The organism is Pantoea sp. (assembly GCF_032114055.1).
In the GTDB taxonomy this organism is placed as follows: domain Bacteria; phylum Pseudomonadota; class Gammaproteobacteria; order Enterobacterales; family Enterobacteriaceae; genus Pantoea.
This window is the reverse complement of record NZ_DAMCTB010000012.1, coordinates 37,344-55,132: the sequence shown is the minus strand read 5'-3', so window position 1 is coordinate 55,132 and position 17,789 is coordinate 37,344. Positions and strand designations below refer to the sequence as shown.

General features: G+C 56.4%; 14 protein-coding genes. 5 read left to right on the top strand and 9 right to left on the bottom strand.

Features of this window, described 5'->3' with window-relative positions; genetic code table 11:
* Positions 1 to 24: 24 nt before the first annotated feature.
* The 6 genes from wecC to trxA form a co-directional block, all read right to left on the bottom strand.
* The gene (gene wecC, locus RT657_RS17085) at positions 25 to 1,284 is read right to left on the bottom strand and encodes a UDP-N-acetyl-D-mannosamine dehydrogenase (protein WP_313655894.1); all 1,260 of its coding nucleotides are present in this window, start codon (positions 1,282 to 1,284) and stop codon (positions 25 to 27) included.
* On the bottom strand, positions 1,281 to 2,411 hold the full coding sequence (gene wecB / locus RT657_RS17080; RefSeq protein ID WP_313655893.1) for a non-hydrolyzing UDP-N-acetylglucosamine 2-epimerase: 1,131 nt from the start codon (positions 2,409 to 2,411) through the stop codon (positions 1,281 to 1,283). Before wecB ends, wecC begins: the two co-directional genes overlap by 4 nt.
* 10 nt (positions 2,412 to 2,421) lie before the next feature.
* Positions 2,422 to 3,471: an ECA polysaccharide chain length modulation protein gene (gene wzzE / locus RT657_RS17075; protein WP_313655891.1), complete on the bottom strand. Its 1,050-nt coding sequence runs from the start codon at positions 3,469 to 3,471 to the stop codon at positions 2,422 to 2,424.
* Between the two features lie 29 nt (positions 3,472 to 3,500).
* Positions 3,501 to 4,580, bottom strand: a complete 1,080-nt coding sequence (gene wecA / locus RT657_RS17070; protein ID WP_313655889.1) for a UDP-N-acetylglucosamine--undecaprenyl-phosphate N-acetylglucosaminephosphotransferase — start codon at positions 4,578 to 4,580, stop codon at positions 3,501 to 3,503.
* Between the two features lie 280 nt (positions 4,581 to 4,860).
* Positions 4,861 to 6,120 (bottom strand): transcription termination factor Rho, encoded by a 1,260-nt coding sequence (gene rho, locus RT657_RS17065; protein ID WP_003851960.1) that lies wholly within the window; start codon positions 6,118 to 6,120, stop codon positions 4,861 to 4,863.
* A gap of 352 nt (positions 6,121 to 6,472) precedes the next feature.
* On the bottom strand, positions 6,473 to 6,805 hold the full coding sequence (trxA, locus tag RT657_RS17060; protein ID WP_003851963.1) for a thioredoxin TrxA: 333 nt from the start codon (positions 6,803 to 6,805) through the stop codon (positions 6,473 to 6,475).
* Between the two features lie 117 nt (positions 6,806 to 6,922).
* On the opposite strand from trxA, the gene rhlB reads away from it, so the two are divergent.
* Together rhlB and gppA are read left to right on the top strand one after the other, a co-directional pair.
* Positions 6,923 to 8,215: an ATP-dependent RNA helicase RhlB gene (rhlB, locus tag RT657_RS17055; RefSeq protein ID WP_313655887.1), complete on the top strand. Its 1,293-nt coding sequence runs from the start codon at positions 6,923 to 6,925 to the stop codon at positions 8,213 to 8,215.
* 6 nt (positions 8,216 to 8,221) lie between these two features.
* Positions 8,222 to 9,706 (top strand): guanosine-5'-triphosphate,3'-diphosphate diphosphatase, encoded by a 1,485-nt coding sequence (gene gppA, locus RT657_RS17050; RefSeq protein ID WP_313655885.1) that lies wholly within the window; start codon positions 8,222 to 8,224, stop codon positions 9,704 to 9,706.
* 47 nt (positions 9,707 to 9,753) lie between these two features.
* Here gppA and rep read toward each other — a convergent pair whose 3' ends face one another.
* Positions 9,754 to 11,775 carry a DNA helicase Rep gene (gene rep, locus RT657_RS17045; RefSeq protein WP_313655883.1) on the bottom strand — a complete coding sequence of 674 codons (2,022 nt, stop codon included), beginning with the start codon at positions 11,773 to 11,775 and terminating at the stop codon, positions 9,754 to 9,756.
* Positions 11,776 to 11,850: 75 nt separating this feature from the next.
* Between rep and ppiC the strand changes: the two genes are divergently transcribed.
* Entirely contained in the window at positions 11,851 to 12,132 is a 282-nt protein-coding gene (gene ppiC / locus RT657_RS17040; RefSeq protein ID WP_111139451.1) for a peptidylprolyl isomerase PpiC, read from the top strand.
* Here the strand turns inward: ppiC and RT657_RS17035 are convergent, their stop codons facing one another.
* Entirely contained in the window at positions 12,133 to 14,193 is a 2,061-nt protein-coding gene (locus RT657_RS17035) for an AsmA family protein (protein WP_313655955.1), read from the bottom strand.
* 63 nt (positions 14,194 to 14,256) lie between these two features.
* Positions 14,257 to 15,030 carry a cyclic-guanylate-specific phosphodiesterase gene (gene pdeH / locus RT657_RS17030; RefSeq protein ID WP_313655882.1) on the bottom strand — a complete coding sequence of 258 codons (774 nt, stop codon included), beginning with the start codon at positions 15,028 to 15,030 and terminating at the stop codon, positions 14,257 to 14,259.
* Positions 15,031 to 15,313: 283 nt separating this feature from the next.
* Here pdeH and RT657_RS17025 point away from each other — a divergent pair, with 283 nt between their 5' ends.
* Together RT657_RS17025 and RT657_RS17020 are read left to right on the top strand one after the other, a co-directional pair.
* Complete coding sequence (locus tag RT657_RS17025; protein WP_313655881.1) at positions 15,314 to 16,246, top strand: sugar kinase; 933 nt, start codon at positions 15,314 to 15,316, stop codon at positions 16,244 to 16,246.
* A 669-nt stretch (positions 16,247 to 16,915) separates the two neighbouring features.
* A complete protein-coding gene (locus RT657_RS17020) occupies positions 16,916 to 17,788 on the top strand; it encodes an alpha/beta hydrolase (RefSeq protein WP_111139446.1) in 873 nt (290 codons plus the stop codon).
* The last annotated feature ends 1 nt before the right edge of the window (position 17,789 follow it).

Here is a 17,789-nt window from a genome sequence, read left to right as displayed (position 1 = left end):
CATCGCCGGTGATCAGAAAGCACATCATCGCCAGACACCTTTGGTGTCGACAATCCAGTTCTGCTGCACGCTGGCCGCGTCGATAGCACGGAAGGCGCGATGGTCGACCAGCATCACCAGAATATCGGCCTGCGCCAGTGCCTGCTCAGCCGACACCAGTTCCGCATGGTCAGCGAGTGCATCCGTCAGCTGCGCAATATGGGGTTCAACCACCCAGGTTGTGCCACTGTGCCACTCGGCGATGTTCTGCGCCACGCCAATGGCCGGGCTTTCGCGCAGGTCATCGATATTGGGTTTAAAGGCCAGGCCAAAACAGGCGATGGTGATATCACTGGCGCGCTTGCCGGTCTGCGTCAGGCAGTCTGCCAGCGCCGTTTTCACCTGGTCCAGCACCCACTGCGGCTTGGCGTCATTGACCTCGCGCGCAGTGCGGATCAGGCGGGCCAGGTCAGGATTCTGCGCCACGATGAACCAGGGATCGACCGCGATGCAGTGGCCGCCGACACCCGGCCCCGGCTGCAGGATATTGACGCGCGGATGGCGATTTGCCAGCGCAATCAGTTCCCAGACGTTAATGCCCTGATCGGCGCAAATCAGCGACAGCTCATTGGCAAAGGCGATATTCACGTCACGGAAGCTGTTTTCGGTCAGTTTACACATTTCGGCGGTGCGGGCATTCGTCTCCACACATTCGCCTTTTAAAAACAGCCGGTAGAGTTCGCTGGCACGGGCGGAACAGGCGGGCGTCATGCCGCCGATAACCCGGTCGTTGTTAATCAGCTCAACCATGACCTGACCCGGCAGCACCCGCTCCGGGCAGTAGGCAATAAACACGTCAGGCGCTTCACTCTGCTGAGGAAAGCGCAGGTCGGGCCGGGCCGCAGCCAGCCAGTCGGCCATCTGTTCGGTGCTGCCCACCGGCGAAGTCGACTCCAGAATGACCAGATCGCCTTTTTTCAGTACCGGCGCAATTGACTCTGCCGCAGCTTTCACAAAGCGCAGGTCAGGTTGATGCCCATCCTTGAACGGCGTTGGAACGGCTATCAGAAAGGCGTCAGCGGCTTCCGGCTGCGTCGTGGCTCGCAGATCGCCGCGCGTGACGGCAGCATGGACGACCTGGTCCAGGTCGGGCTCCACGATGTGGATCGCACCACGATTGATGGTTTCTACCGCGCGGGTGTTGATATCCACCCCCACCACTTTTTTTCCCTTTGAGGCAAAAACGGCTGCCGTCGGCAGCCCAATGTATCCCAGTCCAATCACGGAGATGGTTTCAAAACTCATAATTCGGCTCGGTTATCTTTTAAGGCTTGTAAAATGCGACCACAGGCTTTGCCATCGCCATAGGGATTATGGGCGTGGCTCATCGCCTGCCAGGCCTCGTCGTCGCTCAGTAATTCCCCGACACTCGCAACAATTCTGGCAATATCGGTGCCCACCAGCCTGACTGTGCCAGCATCCACCGCTTCGGGGCGTTCGGTGGTATCACGCATCACCAGGACCGGTTTACCCAGCGAAGGCGCCTCCTCCTGAATACCGCCGGAGTCCGTAAGGATCAGCCAGGCACGATTCATCAGCCAGACAAACGGCAGATACTCCTGAGGTTCGATCAGGATGATATTCTCAATGCCGCTGAGGATGCGGTTCACCGGCTCACTGACGTTGGGATTGAGATGCACCGGGTAGACGATCTGCGCTTCCGGATGCTGGCGGGCGATCTGTGCCAGCGCGCTGCAGATACGCTCAAAACCGTCGCCAAAACTCTCACGCCGATGGCCCGTGACCAGCACCAGTTTCTTAGCGGGATCGAGGAACGGATAGCGCGCCGCCAGCTCCGCATTCAGACTGGTATCGTCCAGTACCTGGTCGCGGACCCACAGCAGCGCATCGATGACCGTGTTACCGGTCACGATAATACGCGCATCCGGCAGATTCTCCTGCAGCAGATTCTGGCGCGATCGGGCGGTAGGCGTGAAGTGCAGACGGGCAAGATGGCCGGTGAGTTTGCGGTTTCCCTCTTCCGGCCACGGTGAGGCGAGATCGCCGGTGCGCAGACCCGCCTCCACATGGCCGACGGGGATCTGTTGATAAAATGCTGCCAGACTCGCCGCCAGCGTGGTGGTGGTGTCACCATGCACCAGCACGATGTCCGGCTTAAAGTCGAGCAGGACGGTTTTCATCCCCTCAAGAATACGGCAGGTGATTTCGGTCAGCCCCTGTTCGGGACGCATGATATTGAGATCATAGTCCGGCTGCAGCCTGAACAGACGCAGCACCTGGTCGAGCATTTCGCGATGCTGGGCGGTGACGCAGAGTCGCGACTCAAACGCAGGATCCTGCGCCAGCGCCTGAACCAGCGGGGCCATTTTGATGGCTTCCGGGCGAGTACCAAATACGGTCAGAACTTTCACACTGTTTCTCTCAATCATGCATGTCTGACATCGGACGCGGACGACGTGCCAGCGCCACACCAGCGCCGGTTAATGCACCAACCGCACCCCACAGAATCATCATGAACAGGCGTCGCGGACTGTCACGGGATACCGGCTCTTCCGGCGTACGCAGATAACGGTAGGTCTGGAACTGGCTGTTCAGTTCTGGCCCGGCCGCAAGCGTCGTCAGCATTGCCCTGTTTTGATCATAGCTGATATCAAACGCCGGACCGGTGGCGCGCAGGGTTTCCAGCTGTCCCTGCAAAACCGGCTGGCCCAGCAGGAAGAGATCGCTGTCTGTCAGGTTTTCACTCATCTCGCGTGTCTGTTTCTGACTGATCCCCTGCTGACTGGCGAGCTTCAGCGCCTGCTCAAGCCGGTGCTGCTGGCGCTGGAAAACCGCATTCGCCACATCTTCCTGACGTTTTACCTGCGCCTGCAACTGGTTCGTGCGGGCCTGCCAGGCGCCTTTCAGTTCATCGTTAAGATGCCGCGCCGCGCGCTCACTGGCGTAAGCGATATACTGACGCAGCAGATTGTTGGCGTCGCCCGCCGTTTCCGCTTTAAGTCTGATGTTATCGGGCAGGCTATGCGCTGCGTCGGCGGGCGTGAACAGAATATTGCCGATCATATCGTCGAGCAGGGCGGCATCGTTGTGCGCGTTACCTGTTTTACGACTTTTGTAATAGTCGGTCTGCTGCCAGAATTCGCGACGCGTATCCCAGGACGCGAGCTGCATCGTGAACTCCTGATAGACCTCATCCATCACGGTCGGTGACGGTGCCGCCAGGGTTAAGGCGTTATTGCGCGTATCCAGGTTGGTCAGGAATTGCTGTTGCGCATAGTAGGATCCGAGCATGTTGACCGTGGGTCGATCGGTGATCGCCGTGGTGCTCCAGACCTGTTTCATCAGCAGCGTAGCAATCCAGGCGACCAGCGCAAACAGCAGCGCCAGACCGATAATCCAGTGCTTACCGCGCCATAAACGGCAGCCAAAGCTGCGTATATCCAGTTCGTTGTCCACAACGTCAGAAGGCATGCCAGCGTTATCCTTTATCAGCATCGGGTTCATTTATTTTTGGCTTCGCGATAGTGGTTCAGACGACGTTTAATGCGCCGGACACGTCGCGCCACACGCCACGCATGTTTCAGGCAGTAGCCGTAAACCATAAAAGCGCCCAGGAACAGCAGCAGCATCACCCACTCCGGGATGAAAGCCAGATATTCACCCAGCACACCGATACCGGCCAGGATCGCCGCTGCAACAGTAATCAGTACAAAAGCCTGACGCGAACTGAAACCGGCTCGCATAATCAGATGATGAATGTGCTGACGGTCAGCAGAAAATGGACTCATGCCTTTACGCAGGCGACGATACATAATCGCCACCATATCCATCAGAGGAATGGCGATCAGCCACAGCGCGGTTACCGGGGTAATGGGATGGCTCAGACCCTGGGTCGTTTCCAGCAGAATCCAGATAATGGTAAAACCAATCATGGTGCTGCCGGCATCGCCCATAAAGACTTTAAAACGACGCCCCAGGAAGCCGAGGTTAAGCAGGATATAGGGCAGCGTGGCGGCGATCATCGCAAAGCACCACATCGCGAGGCTGGTCTGGCCGTCGAAATAGAGAATGGTCCCCATTGCGGCAAAAGTCACTGAGGAGAGTCCACCTAGCAGGCCGTCAATGCCATCTACCATGTTGAAGGCGTTAATGGCGGCCCAGACAGCAAACAGCGTCAGCACATAACCGAAAGGTCCCACGACCAGCTCAATCGGACCCACGATGAACCCCAGGCTGAGCAGGTAAAGTTTGGCACCAAACATCATTACAAAGGCGACGATGGCCTGCACGACCGCACGAATTTTAACGCTGATGTCAAAACGGTCATCCAGTGCCCCGACCAGCACCAGCACACCCGCGCAGCCCAGATAAAGCAGTGCGTGAGGGAGGTAATAGTTGGTGATAGCGAAGGTAAAGCAGATACCTGCGAACACGGAAATGCCGCCAACCAACGGAATCGCGCCATGGTGACGTTTACGTGAGTTAGGCTTATCCACTAAACCAATTTTTTTAGCTGCTTTTCGCGCAAAAAAGAGGAAAGCCAAAGAAAAGAGAAAAATTAATCCAAGCTCAGTACTCATAGTGAGTAAATTCACGTTAAACGCTCTCAGCTAACATCCTGCACAACAATACGCGAAAAAACTCGCCTGTCGCTGTGTCAGATTCCGAATTCTGCATAAAGAGAAAAGCGAACGATTAAACCTTCGCCATCGCTACCACAGTCATTATAAATGCTCCTGCCAGTGTTCAATCCTATAGCTCATAAATGAAAAACGCCACGTTGAGACGTGGCGTAAGGTCGATTTTCTGCGCATCCGGACTAAAAAAGCTGAATCAGGGATTCGGCCTGGCCGTTTCGGATTAGGAACGCTTCATCATATCGAAGAACTCATCGTTCGTTTTGGTCATCGCCAGCTTATTAATGAGGAACTCCATTGCGTCGATTTCGCCCATCGGGTGAATAATCTTGCGCAGGATCCACATTTTCTGCAGCTCTTCCTGAGAAGTGAGCAGCTCTTCTTTACGGGTACCGGAACGGTTGTAATCGATCGCCGGGAAGACACGTTTTTCCGCAATTTTACGCGCAAGGTGCAGTTCCATATTACCTGTACCTTTAAACTCTTCGTAAATCACTTCATCCATCTTCGAACCGGTATCAACCAGCGCCGTTGCGATGATGGTCAGGCTGCCGCCCTCTTCCACATTACGTGCCGCACCAAAGAAGCGTTTTGGACGATGCAGGGCGTTAGCATCCACACCACCCGTCAGCACTTTACCCGAAGCCGGTACAACGGTGTTGTAGGCGCGCGCCAGGCGAGTGATGGAATCGAGCAGAATGATAACGTCTTTCTTGTGCTCAACCAGACGCTTGGCCTTTTCGATCACCATTTCAGCGACCTGAACGTGGCGTGAAGCTGGCTCATCGAAGGTTGAGGCAATCACTTCGCCTTTAACCAGACGCTGCATCTCGGTCACTTCTTCCGGACGCTCGTCGATCAGCAGCACCATCAGTACGCAATCCGGATAGTTGTACGCCAGGCTTTGCGCGATGTTCTGCAGCAGCATGGTTTTACCCGCTTTTGGCGGTGCCACGATCAGACCGCGCTGACCACGACCGATCGGCGAAGCCAGATCCAGTACGCGGGCAGTTAAATCTTCCGTTGAGCCATTACCGCGCTCCATACGCAGACGCTTATTCGCGTGCAGCGGTGTGAGATTTTCGAACAGAATCTTATTACGCGCATTCTCTGGTTTGTCATAGTTAACTTCGTTAACTTTCAACAGTGCAAAATAACGCTCACCTTCTTTTGGTGGACGGATTTTGCCAGAGATGGTGTCACCAGTGCGGAGGTTGAAGCGGCGTATTTGGCTGGGGGAAACGTAGATATCATCAGGACCGGCGAGGTAGGAGCTGTCTCCTGAACGGAGGAATCCAAATCCATCCTGAAGGATCTCCAGCACGCCATCACCAAAGATGTCTTCGCCGCTTTTCGCGTGCTGCTTCAGGATTGAAAAGATAATGTCCTGCTTGCGCATGCGAGCCTGATTTTCCAGCCCCATATTTTCGCCGAGAGTAATCAGCTCAGCAACCGGCGTATTCTTTAATTCGGTAAGATTCATAGTGATGGGTTCTTAAACTCGGGGTATTACTCGGAATGTTTGTCGTGAGTGGTATGGCAATTAATCCATGCCGTTAATGGCTCTTTTCGGCTCTTCCCGGCGATCATCGTATGAAATGGCGATCGGTATGCAGAAAGATGTCCGAATGTGATGCCAGAGTTGGAGCTAACCGTAAGATTGCTGACCCGTTTTCTCTTTAAAAGGTACAGTGCGACGGGGTTCAGCAAGGGAAAACTTTTAGATGCTAACTACAAGGTAAGTGCGTAATGCAGTATAGGTAACTTAGCACGCCTGAAAGCGAACGTCCAGCAGCAGGAGATAAATTCACCACTGCCAGACGTTCAGCCCTGAATTACGCCAGATTAGCGTTCAGGAACTCTTTCAGCTGGCCTTTAGACAGCGCGCCCACTTTGGTCGCAGCGACTTCACCATTTTTGAACAGCAGCAGCGTCGGGATACCACGAATGCCATATTTCGGTGCCGTGCCTGGGTTATCGTCAATATTCAGCTTAGCGATGGTCAGCTTGCCATCATACTCTTCTGCAACTTCATCAAGGATTGGCGCGATCATTTTGCAAGGACCACACCATTCAGCCCAGAAATCTACCAGTGTAACGCCGTCGGCTTTCAGCACGTCGGTGTCGAAACTGTCATCGGTCAGATGAACGATTTTATCGCTGCTCATGTTTTACTCCACAAGATTATGCCTGGCGAATTGGCGTAATATATACCAATGTAGGTTGACTTTATTTCATCGGATACGCTTTCGTAAAGCGATAGTAAGCTGATATTCTACCACACTATGAGCAAAACACACTTAACTGAACAGAAGTTTTCCGACTTCGCCCTGCACCCGAAAGTGGTGGAAGCCCTTGATAGTAAAGGCTTTCAATACTGCACGCCGATTCAGGCGTTAGCTCTGCCTTTTACGCTTTCAGGGCGTGATGTTGCAGGCCAGGCGCAAACCGGTACCGGCAAAACGATGGCGTTTCTGACGTCAACGTTTCATCATCTTCTTTCTCATCCTGCGGCCGAAGGCCGGCAGGTAAACCAGCCACGGGCATTAATTCTGGCACCGACGCGTGAACTTGCTGTACAGATTCATGCAGATGCCGAACCCCTCACCGCCTCAACCGGCCTGAAACTGGGTCTCGCCTATGGCGGAGACGGTTATGACAAACAGCTGAAAGTGCTGGAACAGGGCGTTGATATTCTGGTCGCGACCACCGGTCGCCTGATCGATTACGCCAAGCAGAACCACGTTAATCTGAGCGCCATTCAGGTCATGGTGCTGGATGAAGCCGATCGCATGTTCGATCTCGGTTTTATCAAAGATATCCGCTGGCTGTTCCGTCGCATGCCGCCGGCAACGCAGCGTCTGAGCATGCTGTTCTCGGCCACGCTCTCCTATCGCGTTCGTGAACTGGCATTCGAGCACATGAACAGTGCGGAATATGTGGAAGTGGAACCAGAGCAAAAAACCGGTCACCGCATCCAGGAAGAGCTTTTCTATCCGTCTAACGAAGAGAAAATGCGCCTGTTGCAGACCCTGCTCGAAGAAGAGTGGCCTGACCGCGCCATTGTCTTTGCTAACACCAAACACCGCTGTGAAGATATCTGGGGCCATCTGGCCGCTGATGGACACCGTGTTGGGCTGTTGACCGGCGACGTGGCACAGAAGAAGCGCCTGCGCATTCTGGATGACTTCACCAAAGGTGATGTCGATATTCTGGTCGCCACCGACGTGGCTGCGCGTGGGCTGCACATTCCGGCGGTCACACACGTCTTCAACTATGACCTGCCTGACGACTGTGAAGATTACGTTCACCGTATTGGCCGTACCGGCCGTGCCGGTGCCAGCGGACACTCGATCAGCCTGGCCTGTGAAGAGTACGCGCTGAACCTGCCGTCGATTGAAGAGTATATCGGTCACAGTATTCCGGTCAGCAAGTACAGCAGCGAAGCGCTGTTAACCGATTTACCGCCGCCTAAACGTCTGCAGCGCAGCCGTTCCGGTAATGGCCCGCGTCGCGGAGGCAACAACGCCAGTCGTCGCGGTGCGCCACGCAACAACAACCGTAAACGTTCAGGTTAGGCCATCATGCTCAGCGCGTCGTCACTCTATGCAGCGATTGATTTAGGGTCTAACAGCTTTCATATGTTGGTGGTGCGCGAGGTCTCTGGCAGTATTCAGACCGTTGCGAAAATTAAGCGCAAGGTTCGCCTTGCGGCCGGACTGGATAAACAAAACCTGTTGTCAGCCGAGGCGATGTCGCGCGGCTGGCAATGCCTCAGACTCTTCTCTGAACAACTGCAGGATATTCCCCTCGATCAGATTCGTGTGGTGGCAACCGCCACGCTGCGTCTGGCAGCCAATGCGCAGACGTTCCTCGACACGGCTCAGCAGATCCTCGGTTGCCCCATCAACGTCATCAGCGGTGAGGAAGAAGCGCGCCTGATTTATCAGGGTGTGGCACACACTACCGGCGGTTCCGACCAGCGTTTAGTGGTCGACATCGGCGGAGGCAGCACGGAGCTGGCGACCGGCGACGGCTCTCATGCCTCAGTACTGTTCAGTCTGTCGATGGGCTGCGTCACCTGGCTGGAACGTTTCTTCAGCGATCGCCATCTGGCAAAAGAGAACTTTGACCAGGCAGAGCGCGCTGCACGAGCGATGATCCAGCCGGTTGCCGCGCAGCTGCGTGAGCAGGGCTGGCAGGCGTGCGTCGGTGCCTCTGGCACGGTGCAGGCGCTGCAGGAGATTATGGTGGCGCAGGGCATGGATGAGCGCATCACGCTGAATAAACTTCAGCAGCTCAAGCAGCGCGCCATTCAGTGCGGCAAACTGGAAGAGCTGGAAATTGAAGGGCTGACGCTGGAGCGGGCACTGGTGTTCCCCAGCGGCCTGTCGATTCTGATAGCCATTTTTCAGGAGCTGAGTATCGACAGCATGACGCTGGCGGGCGGTGCCCTGCGCGAAGGGCTGGTCTACGGCATGCTGCATCTGCCGATCGATCGCGATATCCGAACCCGCACGCTGCACAACGTCCAGCGCCGGTTCAGCATCGACGTTGAGCAGGCCGACCGCGTGCGTCAGCTGGCAGAGAGCTTCTTCCGCCAGGTTGCCACGCTGTGGAAGCTGGATCAACGCTGTCGCGAGCTGCTGCTCAGCGCCTGCGCGATCCATGAAATCGGCCTGAGCGTTGATTTCCGCCATGCGCCGCAGCATGCGGCCTATCTGGTGCGTCACCTCGACCTGCCAGGCTTCACCCCGGCGCAGAAGAAGCTGCTGGCCTGTTTACTGCAGAACCAGGGCGGCAGCATCGATCTGGCGCTGCTGACCCAGCAGAACGCCCTGCCGCCGCGCCTGGCAGAACGGATGTGTCGTCTGCTACGGCTGGCGATCATCTTCTCCACCCGCCGGCGTGATGACACCCTGCCTGCAGTCCGGCTTCAGGCGGACGATGATGCCCTGCATCTGACTCTGCCCGCGGGCTGGCTGGAGGCGCATCCGCTGCGCAGTGAACTGCTTGAGCAGGAAAGCCATTATCAGTCTTACGTCCACTGGCTGTTAACGCTGTCGTAAGTCCGCTCCGGTGAGGCGAATACTCTTTGCCTCACCGTTTTCCCGCCTTAACCTTTCTTCGCCTTATCCAGCATCGCTCTCAGCCCGGCAACGCGGCTCTGACCCGTTTTCATCCGCTCCTCGGCGCTGACGACCTTGCGCTCGGTCTCCCACTGCAAATCGTCCTGCGGCAGCTCCAGCAGAAAACGACTCGGTTCCGGCCGGACCAGCTCACCATATTGCCGGCGTTCGCGACACAGGGTAAAGGTCAGCTCTTTCTGCGCCCGGGTGATGCCCACGTAAGCCAGACGGCGCTCCTCTTCAATGTTGTTCTCATCGATGCTGCTCTGGTGCGGCAGCAGCCCCTCTTCCATCCCGACGAGGAACACATAAGGGAACTCCAGCCCTTTTGACGCGTGCAGCGTCATCAGCTGAACCTGATCCAGCTCTTCGTCGCTTTCGCCGCGTTCCATCATATCGCGCAGGGTAAAGCGGGTGACGACCTGCGCCAGCGTCATTGGCTCGTCGATATCGCTGCCCTCCAGCATTTCGGTCATCCACTGAAACAGCGTATTGACGTTCTTCATCCGCATCTCGGCAGCTTTCGGACTGCCGGAGGTTTCGAACAGCCAGCTCTCGTAGTCAATGCCGCGGATCAGATCGCGGACGGCGTTGACCGGTTCGCGTTCGGCCAGCTGGATAATCTCGTTCAGCCAGTGGGTAAACCGCTGCAGGTGTTCCAGACCGCGCCCGGTAAGGGTCTGCCCCAGCCCGACGTCAAAGCTGGCGTTAAACAGGCTTTTACTGCGCAGATTAGCCCACTCACCGAGCTTCTGCAGCGTAGCCGGGCCAATCTCGCGGCGCGGTGTATTAACGATCCGCAGAAACGCGCTGTCATCCTCAGGATTGGTCAGCACGCGCAGATAGGCGAGCAGATCTTTGATCTCTGGCCGTGAGAAGAACGAGGTACCGCCCGAGATGCGATAGGGAATGCGGTTCTGCATCAGAAACTTTTCAAAGGTTCGTGACTGATGGTTACCACGGTAAAGAATCGCGTAATCCTTGTACTGCGTACGGTTGATAAAGTGATGCGCGATCAGTTCGCCGGTCACCCGTTCGGCTTCATGCTCTTCGCTGTTGGCGGTCAGCACTTTGAGTTCGCTGCCCTGCCCCAGCTCCGAAAAGAGTCGCTTTTCAAAGACGTGCGGATTGTTGGCAATCAGGATATTCGCCGCTTTCAGGATGCGCTGCGATGAGCGGTAGTTCTGCTCCAGCTTCACCACCTCCAGCGCCGGGAAATCCTGATTCAGCAGCACCAGATTCTGCGGACGTGCGCCGCGCCAGGAGTAGATCGACTGGTCATCATCGCCTACCACCGTGAAGCGCGCCCGTGCGCCAACCAGCAGCTTAACCAACTCATACTGGCTGGTGTTGGTATCCTGATACTCATCCACCAGCAGGTAGCGGATACGCTGCTGCCAGCGTTCACGCACCTCCTGATTACGCTGCAGCAGCAGCGTCGGCAGCAGAATCAGGTCATCAAAGTCCAGCACGTTGCACGATCTGAGATGCTGGCTGTAAAGGGCGTAGCAGTGGGCAAAGATATGATCCTGCTGCGATCGCGCCTGCGCGGTGGCGGTCTGTGGATCGACCAGATCATTCTTCCAGTTAGAGATGGTGGAGATGAGCTGTTGCAACAGCGTCTTATCTTCTTCCAGCCACTCTTTCGTCAGCTCTTTCAGCAGCGCGAGCTGATCCTGATCGTCGAACAGCGAGAAGTTGGACTTCATGCCCAGCGCCGCTGTCTCGCGCTTAATGATCTCAAGGCCCAGCGTATGGAACGTCGAGATCAGCAGACCGCGCGCCTCTTTGCGGCCCAGGGTCTGCGCCACACGCTCTTTCATTTCGCGCGAGGCCTTGTTGGTAAAGGTCACCGCTGCGATATGGCGCGCCTGATAGCCGCATTCACGAATCAGATGGGCAATTTTATTGGTAATCACGCGGGTTTTACCTGAACCCGCGCCCGCCAGCACCAGACAGGGACCGGTAACAAATTCGACGGCACGTTGCTGACTGGGGTTTAAACGCATAGAAGAAATCGCCTGATTGAATCAAAAGAAAGGGGTTTATACTGGGCGGCAATTATACACAACCGAGATACCAACATGGCGAAAACCGCGGCGGCTTTACACATCCTGGTCAAAGAGGAAGCGCTGGCAAAAGAGATTCTGGCTAAACTGGCGAAAGGCGGCAATTTTCAGCAGCTGGCAAAGAAACACTCAACCTGTCCTTCCGGGCGGAAAGGGGGCGATCTGGGGGAATTCCGTCAGGGCCAGATGGTGCCGGCCTTTGATAAAGCGGTCTTTACCTGCCCGCTGCTGACGCCTTACGGGCCGGTAAAAACCAGCTTTGGTTATCACATTATCAAAGTGCTCTATCGCAACTGATCACTTCTTCTGCTTCATCTGCTGCAGTATGGTGCTGCACTGGTTATCGTCGTTGTCGCTGGGGGAAATCAGTGCCAGCAGCGCCGCGGCCGGACCGGCTACCGCGCCCAGCGCCACGGCTGCGGCACCGCGCGCCAGCAACGGCCCCGTTTTAACGCCTGCGTCAGGATTTTTAAACGTTCCGCGCACATAGAGCGGCGAACGCAGCGTCACAATACGGATGCTTTTGCTCTCGGGGTTGACCGTGAGATCCAGCCGCTCACTGGCAAAGTTCGCGTTGCCTGACACATTAATGATCGCGTTCTCGGTATCGAACACAAACAGGTTGGGCGTCGCCAGACCGTTCTGCAGCCGGATATCTGTAGCCGCGCAGTTGATACGCACCTGATCATCGCCAAACAGTTTGCCTACCAGATAGTTACCGACGTTGAGACCCGCGATCTCCATCAGGCTGCGGCTGATCAGGCCATCGTTCATCAGCAGCTTAAGCTGGCCGTTGCTGGTCGCCAGCAGATCGGCCACCGAGTTACCTGTTCCGGTAAAGCTGGCGTCGCCGTTGAGCTGACCGAGGCTGTTCTGCATCGCCTGCACATCCGGGAACATCTGACGCAGGCGCAGCTTACGCGCATGCAGATCCACGCGCCCGCGCATCGGTGAGCGACTCCCCTCAAGACGGATGGTGCTGTTCAGGTTGCCGCCTGCGACACCAAAGCGCAGCGGATCCAGCAGCAGGTCACCGTTTTTCATCTGCAGATGAGTATAGAGATCGCTTAGCGGCAGCGAATTGCTGTGTTCGATACGTTTGCCGCTGAACTTCACGTCAGCATCCATGACGTCCCAGCTTTTGGTCTCAAACTTATCGTGCGGCAGCACGCGGTCGGCAGGCTGAGTCGATTTCTCCCCGCGCCGGGCCTTTGCCTGTGCCGTTTTCTCACTGCCTTTGCCGGAATCCACACCAATCAGCGGGCCCAGATCGGCCATCCGCAGCTGCTCAGAGGTCAGCTCGCCACTGAGGATCGGGCGGGGTTTGCCCTGACTGTAGACCAGCGATCCATGAATATCGCTGTCACCAATGTGGCCGTTGAATTTCTCATAGCGGTAGACCGCGCCCTTTTTACCGCTGAATTTTGCGATCAGATGACCGTCGGTTTCATACGGCGGCGTGTCCGGCAGCAGGACGCCGGTCAGGCCATACAGGTTCGCCAGCGTATCGCCTGAGAAACGCAGCCGCACGTTGAGCCCGCCGAGGTTCATCGGGTCCTGCAGGCCACCTGTCACCTGAACGCGTGTGGTGCCATTACGGACATCGGCCTGAATCGGGAACGGGGTAGTCTGACTGCGCAGCGACAGCATGCCGCCGATCTTCCCTTCGCCACTCAGCTTCTCGTTGTTGTAGCTGCCATTGGCTTTCCAGCCAAAGACGAAGTCGCCCGCACCCTTCTGCTGGTCATCGCCGCCGGCGATCTGCGCGTAGGGCACAGGTTTTCCCAGCGGATTGATCTGAACCGTGACGTCCGCGCGGTTAACCGCATCGCGATAGCGGATTTGCCCCTGATCAAACAGAATATTATCCAGGCGGAATGACCAGGCAGATGGCGTACTCGCCTTCTCATCGCTGTCATTGCTGGCGAGGTCGAACGTCCAGTTATTCTTCTTATCTGCCGTCTGGATCAGCCGGGCATCAGGCCGCTGCAGTTTAATCCAGGGGATAAACAGCTCTTTGTGCAGCAGCGACAGCGGGGCCAGCGTCGCATCGGCCCGCTGCAGATGCACCATGGTCACGTCAGGAATGCCGGGCGGGTTGCCCAGCATGATATCTTCCGCATGCAGCTGCGGCCACGGCACCCAGCGCCGCCAGCCTGATTCTTCACGATGACGCACCCAGTCAACACCCAGATCCCCGCGAATCGCAAAGGGCCGGTTTAACTCAGTTGAGACTTTCTGATTGATGGTGGGTTTCAGGCGATTCCAGTCAAACGTTGCGATGATGACGATGATCACCACAATCAACAGCACCAGAATTCCCGCGACCCAGCTGACTATTTTCCCGGTACGTGACATCACGCTTTCTCCTTGCTCATTCACGGTCTGGCTTAAAGATAGTCCAGACCACGGGTAACGGCATCAGAGAAGCTGGAGAGTAAGATGATTCAGTTCAGGAAATGGAACCGGACGCGAAAAGTAGTAGCCCTGCGCTGCAATCGCTGATGAGGCTTTGACCTGCTGCCACTGCGCGTCGGTTTCCACCCCTTCTACGATCACGCCGTTGCAATAGCGATTGATTAGCGCCAGCAGCGTCGGAAACAGGCTGCGCCCTTCATCGCTGCTGCCCAGTAGCATAAAGAGGTCGCGCGATAACTTAATGTAGTCATATTGCAGTTCGGTCAGCGCCGAAAAGTTCGCCATTCCGGAGCCAAAATCATCCAGCCACAGGGGACCCAGTTCGGCTATCTTTGCCACTTTCTCCGGCTGTGGCAGCGCCTGATGCTCGGTCAGCTCAAAGCGCAGCCAGGGCAGACGGGCGATAAGATGTCGCATTGCGGGCTGGTGCTGAATGGCAAGCAGAGAAGCGCCGTCGATATTGACCGACGCCATCACTTCATGGCGTTCAAAAAAGGATGACCACTGCATAAGGAGCGTCAGCTGCTCATGTACCACGTTCAGGCGCTGTGTAATATCGAGCCCGGCAAACCAGGCTTCGGGCGAAAGCGGCTGATCCGGTGCGCCAGGATGAGAAACGGCAGTCAGCAGTTCGATAGCAAGCAGCCGACCGGTTACCCGGTAGATTGGCTGGAAGCGATAGTGCCGCTGACACTGTTGCCAGAAAAGGGGGCTTTCCGGACAGTGATTGGGATCAGTTGAAGACGGCAGCCTTTGAAGAATACTCTCCATTACCATGTTTTTTTTCCTGGTGAGTAACGGGTCCCCAAAACGGGAGACGCTGCCGCGATTATCGGGATTGCCTGAGATAATGCGATGACCAGCCCGGCTACATGAAACCGGGAGTTTATCAGCCGCTTCGCTAAGATAATCGGCAAAACAGGCTGGAATTAGCTGCTTTTATCTGCCACACCGGCCCTGTTTAGCAACTTAAGCTAAATTAAAACACCGTTTTAAAAGCGTTGACGTCTGCCATACCAGACGCGAGACTAGCGTGATATTTCACTGGGGGTCCAGAGCCATGACGCAAAAGAAAATCGCCATTATCGGCGAATGCATGATTGAGTTGTCTGAAAAGGGCGAGAACATTAAACGGGGTTTTGGCGGCGATACGCTTAACACCGCTGTCTACCTCGCCCGCCAGGTTGATGAACAACAGCTGCGGGTCGATTATGTCACTGCGCTGGGAACCGATTCGTTCAGCGACCAGATGATCGCCGCCTGGCAGCAGGAGCAGATCAACACCGGCCTGATTCAGCGCCTCGACAATAAAATGCCGGGCCTCTATGTCATTGAAACTGACGCCAGGGGTGAACGCACATTCTGGTACTGGCGCAGCGATGCCGCGGCGCGTTACTGGCTCGACAGCCCGCAGTCGGCGGCCATCGCCGAACAGCTCACCCACTACGATTACCTCTATCTCAGCGGCATCAGCCTGGCGATTCTGCCGTCAGCGAGTCGTGACAGGCTGATGGCGCTGCTGGCCCGCTGCCGGGCGAACGGCGGCCAGGTCATTTTTGATAACAACTACCGTCCGCGACTCTGGGCCGACCGGGCCTGCGCGCAGGCTGCCTATCGCGCAATGCTCAGTCACACCGATATCGCCTTCCTGACGCTGGATGATGAACATCTGCTGTGGGGCGAACAGCCGCTGGATGAGGTGATTGCCCGCACCCGCCAGGCGGGTGCCCGCGAAATCGTGATTAAACGGGGCGCAGATGCCTGCCTGGTGGCGCTTGATGATGCGCCGCTGATCGAGGTTCCTGCTGTCCGTCTGGCGAAGGAGAAGGTGATCGACACCACGGCAGCCGGTGACTCGTTCAGCGCCGGTTATCTCGCGCGTCGCCTGACCGGTGCCGACGCCGCCGCCGCCGCGCAGCGCGGACACCAGCTTGCCAGCACCGTGATTCAGCATCGCGGTGCCATTATTCCGGCAGAGGCGATGCCTGGCTGATAGCACGTTACGCAGCGAACGGGCACTGACCAGGCAAAACAGCGTCTCTCTTTACACGGAACAGAGAGGGTACCAGAGCCGCAGTCAGAATCAGTGAGATATGCGAAGCGCACTGATTGCGATAGCACACACCCGGATGCATTTTCAGAGCGGGCAGGGCCTGCTCTCATTCTGAACGTCGGCCTGCGCGGCCGCCTGAGCAGAAGCAGAAGCAGAAGCAGAAGCAGAAGCAGAAGCAGAAGCAGAAGCAGATGCTCATTCATGCTGCTGCGGCTGTCAATGAAGCGGGTATGTTAGCCGCGGCATCCGATCGGGTTGACGCTGCCGCCCGAATCATTATCCCGTCTTAAGCGCCGGCAGTGTGATATCCGGTTAATTTTGGCTAACAAAGTGACCTCTGCCAGCCATTTAGATTAGGCAAAAAAATTGTGGTTTAAATCAGCGTCAGAGCCTCATCTCACCTTAAATGCCTCTTATAATTTATCTATCAATATTAATCAGTTAACCCAATAAATTCGCCACCAGGCATAGTCCGAATCTGGAACGTTTCACCCTTTTCGGATGGACGACCGCCTGAAAAAAGACCATCTTTTAATCAAAAGACAGCAGGACGCTGTTCTCTCCGGCCGCGAACAAAAATTAAAAGACTCTCCGCATCAGGATCTCGTTATGCACACAGAAATTATTAATATCTGGCCACACGGTGATGCACCTGGCGCCAGCGATTCACGCGCACAGCCGCAGATTGTCGACATGGCAAAAGAGTATGAACCTTACGATCGCGCGGCGACGGGCGTGCGCTGCCCGGAGATCGCTCTCTGGCACCCGGTCGAATCTAACGGTATTACCCTGCTGGTCGCGCCGGGCGGGGGTTATCAGCGGGTGATGATCGATCGCGAAGGCAGTGCGCTGGCGACCTTCTTCACCTCAATGGGTTACACCCTTGCCGTCATGACCTATCGGCTGCCCTATGATGGCCATCATGAAGGCCCCGACGCGCCGCTGGCGGATGCTCAGCGCGCCGTACGCGTCCTGCGTGAACGGGCGCAGCGCGGTCTTAACGGCAAATATATCGTTATGATGGGCTTTTCGGCGGGCGGGCATGTGGCAGCCAGTCTGGGCACGCGCTTTGCGGAGAAACTCTATCCGGTGCAGGATGGCGCAGAAAATTTCTCGCCGCGTCCGGATGCGATGATTCTGGTCTATCCGGTGATCAGCATGCGTGACGGCATCGCGCATGAAGGTGCGCGAACCCGTCTGCTGGGTGCGTGGCCCGATCAGAAAACGATTGAGGCCTACTCACTGGAAACCCGTGTGCATCCACTAGTGCCGCCGACGCTGCTCATCCACGCCGCTGATGACGAAGCTGTGTCGGTGAACCACAGCATGGCGTTTTTTGGCGCACTGCGTGAACACAAGGTTCCGGCAGAGGTGCATTTTTATCAGAAAGGTGGCCACGGATTTGGTATCCGTGGCGTGGCCGACCTGCCCCTCGCCAGCTGGCCGATGTTAGTGACCGAGTGGCTCAGGGCAAAGACCTGAC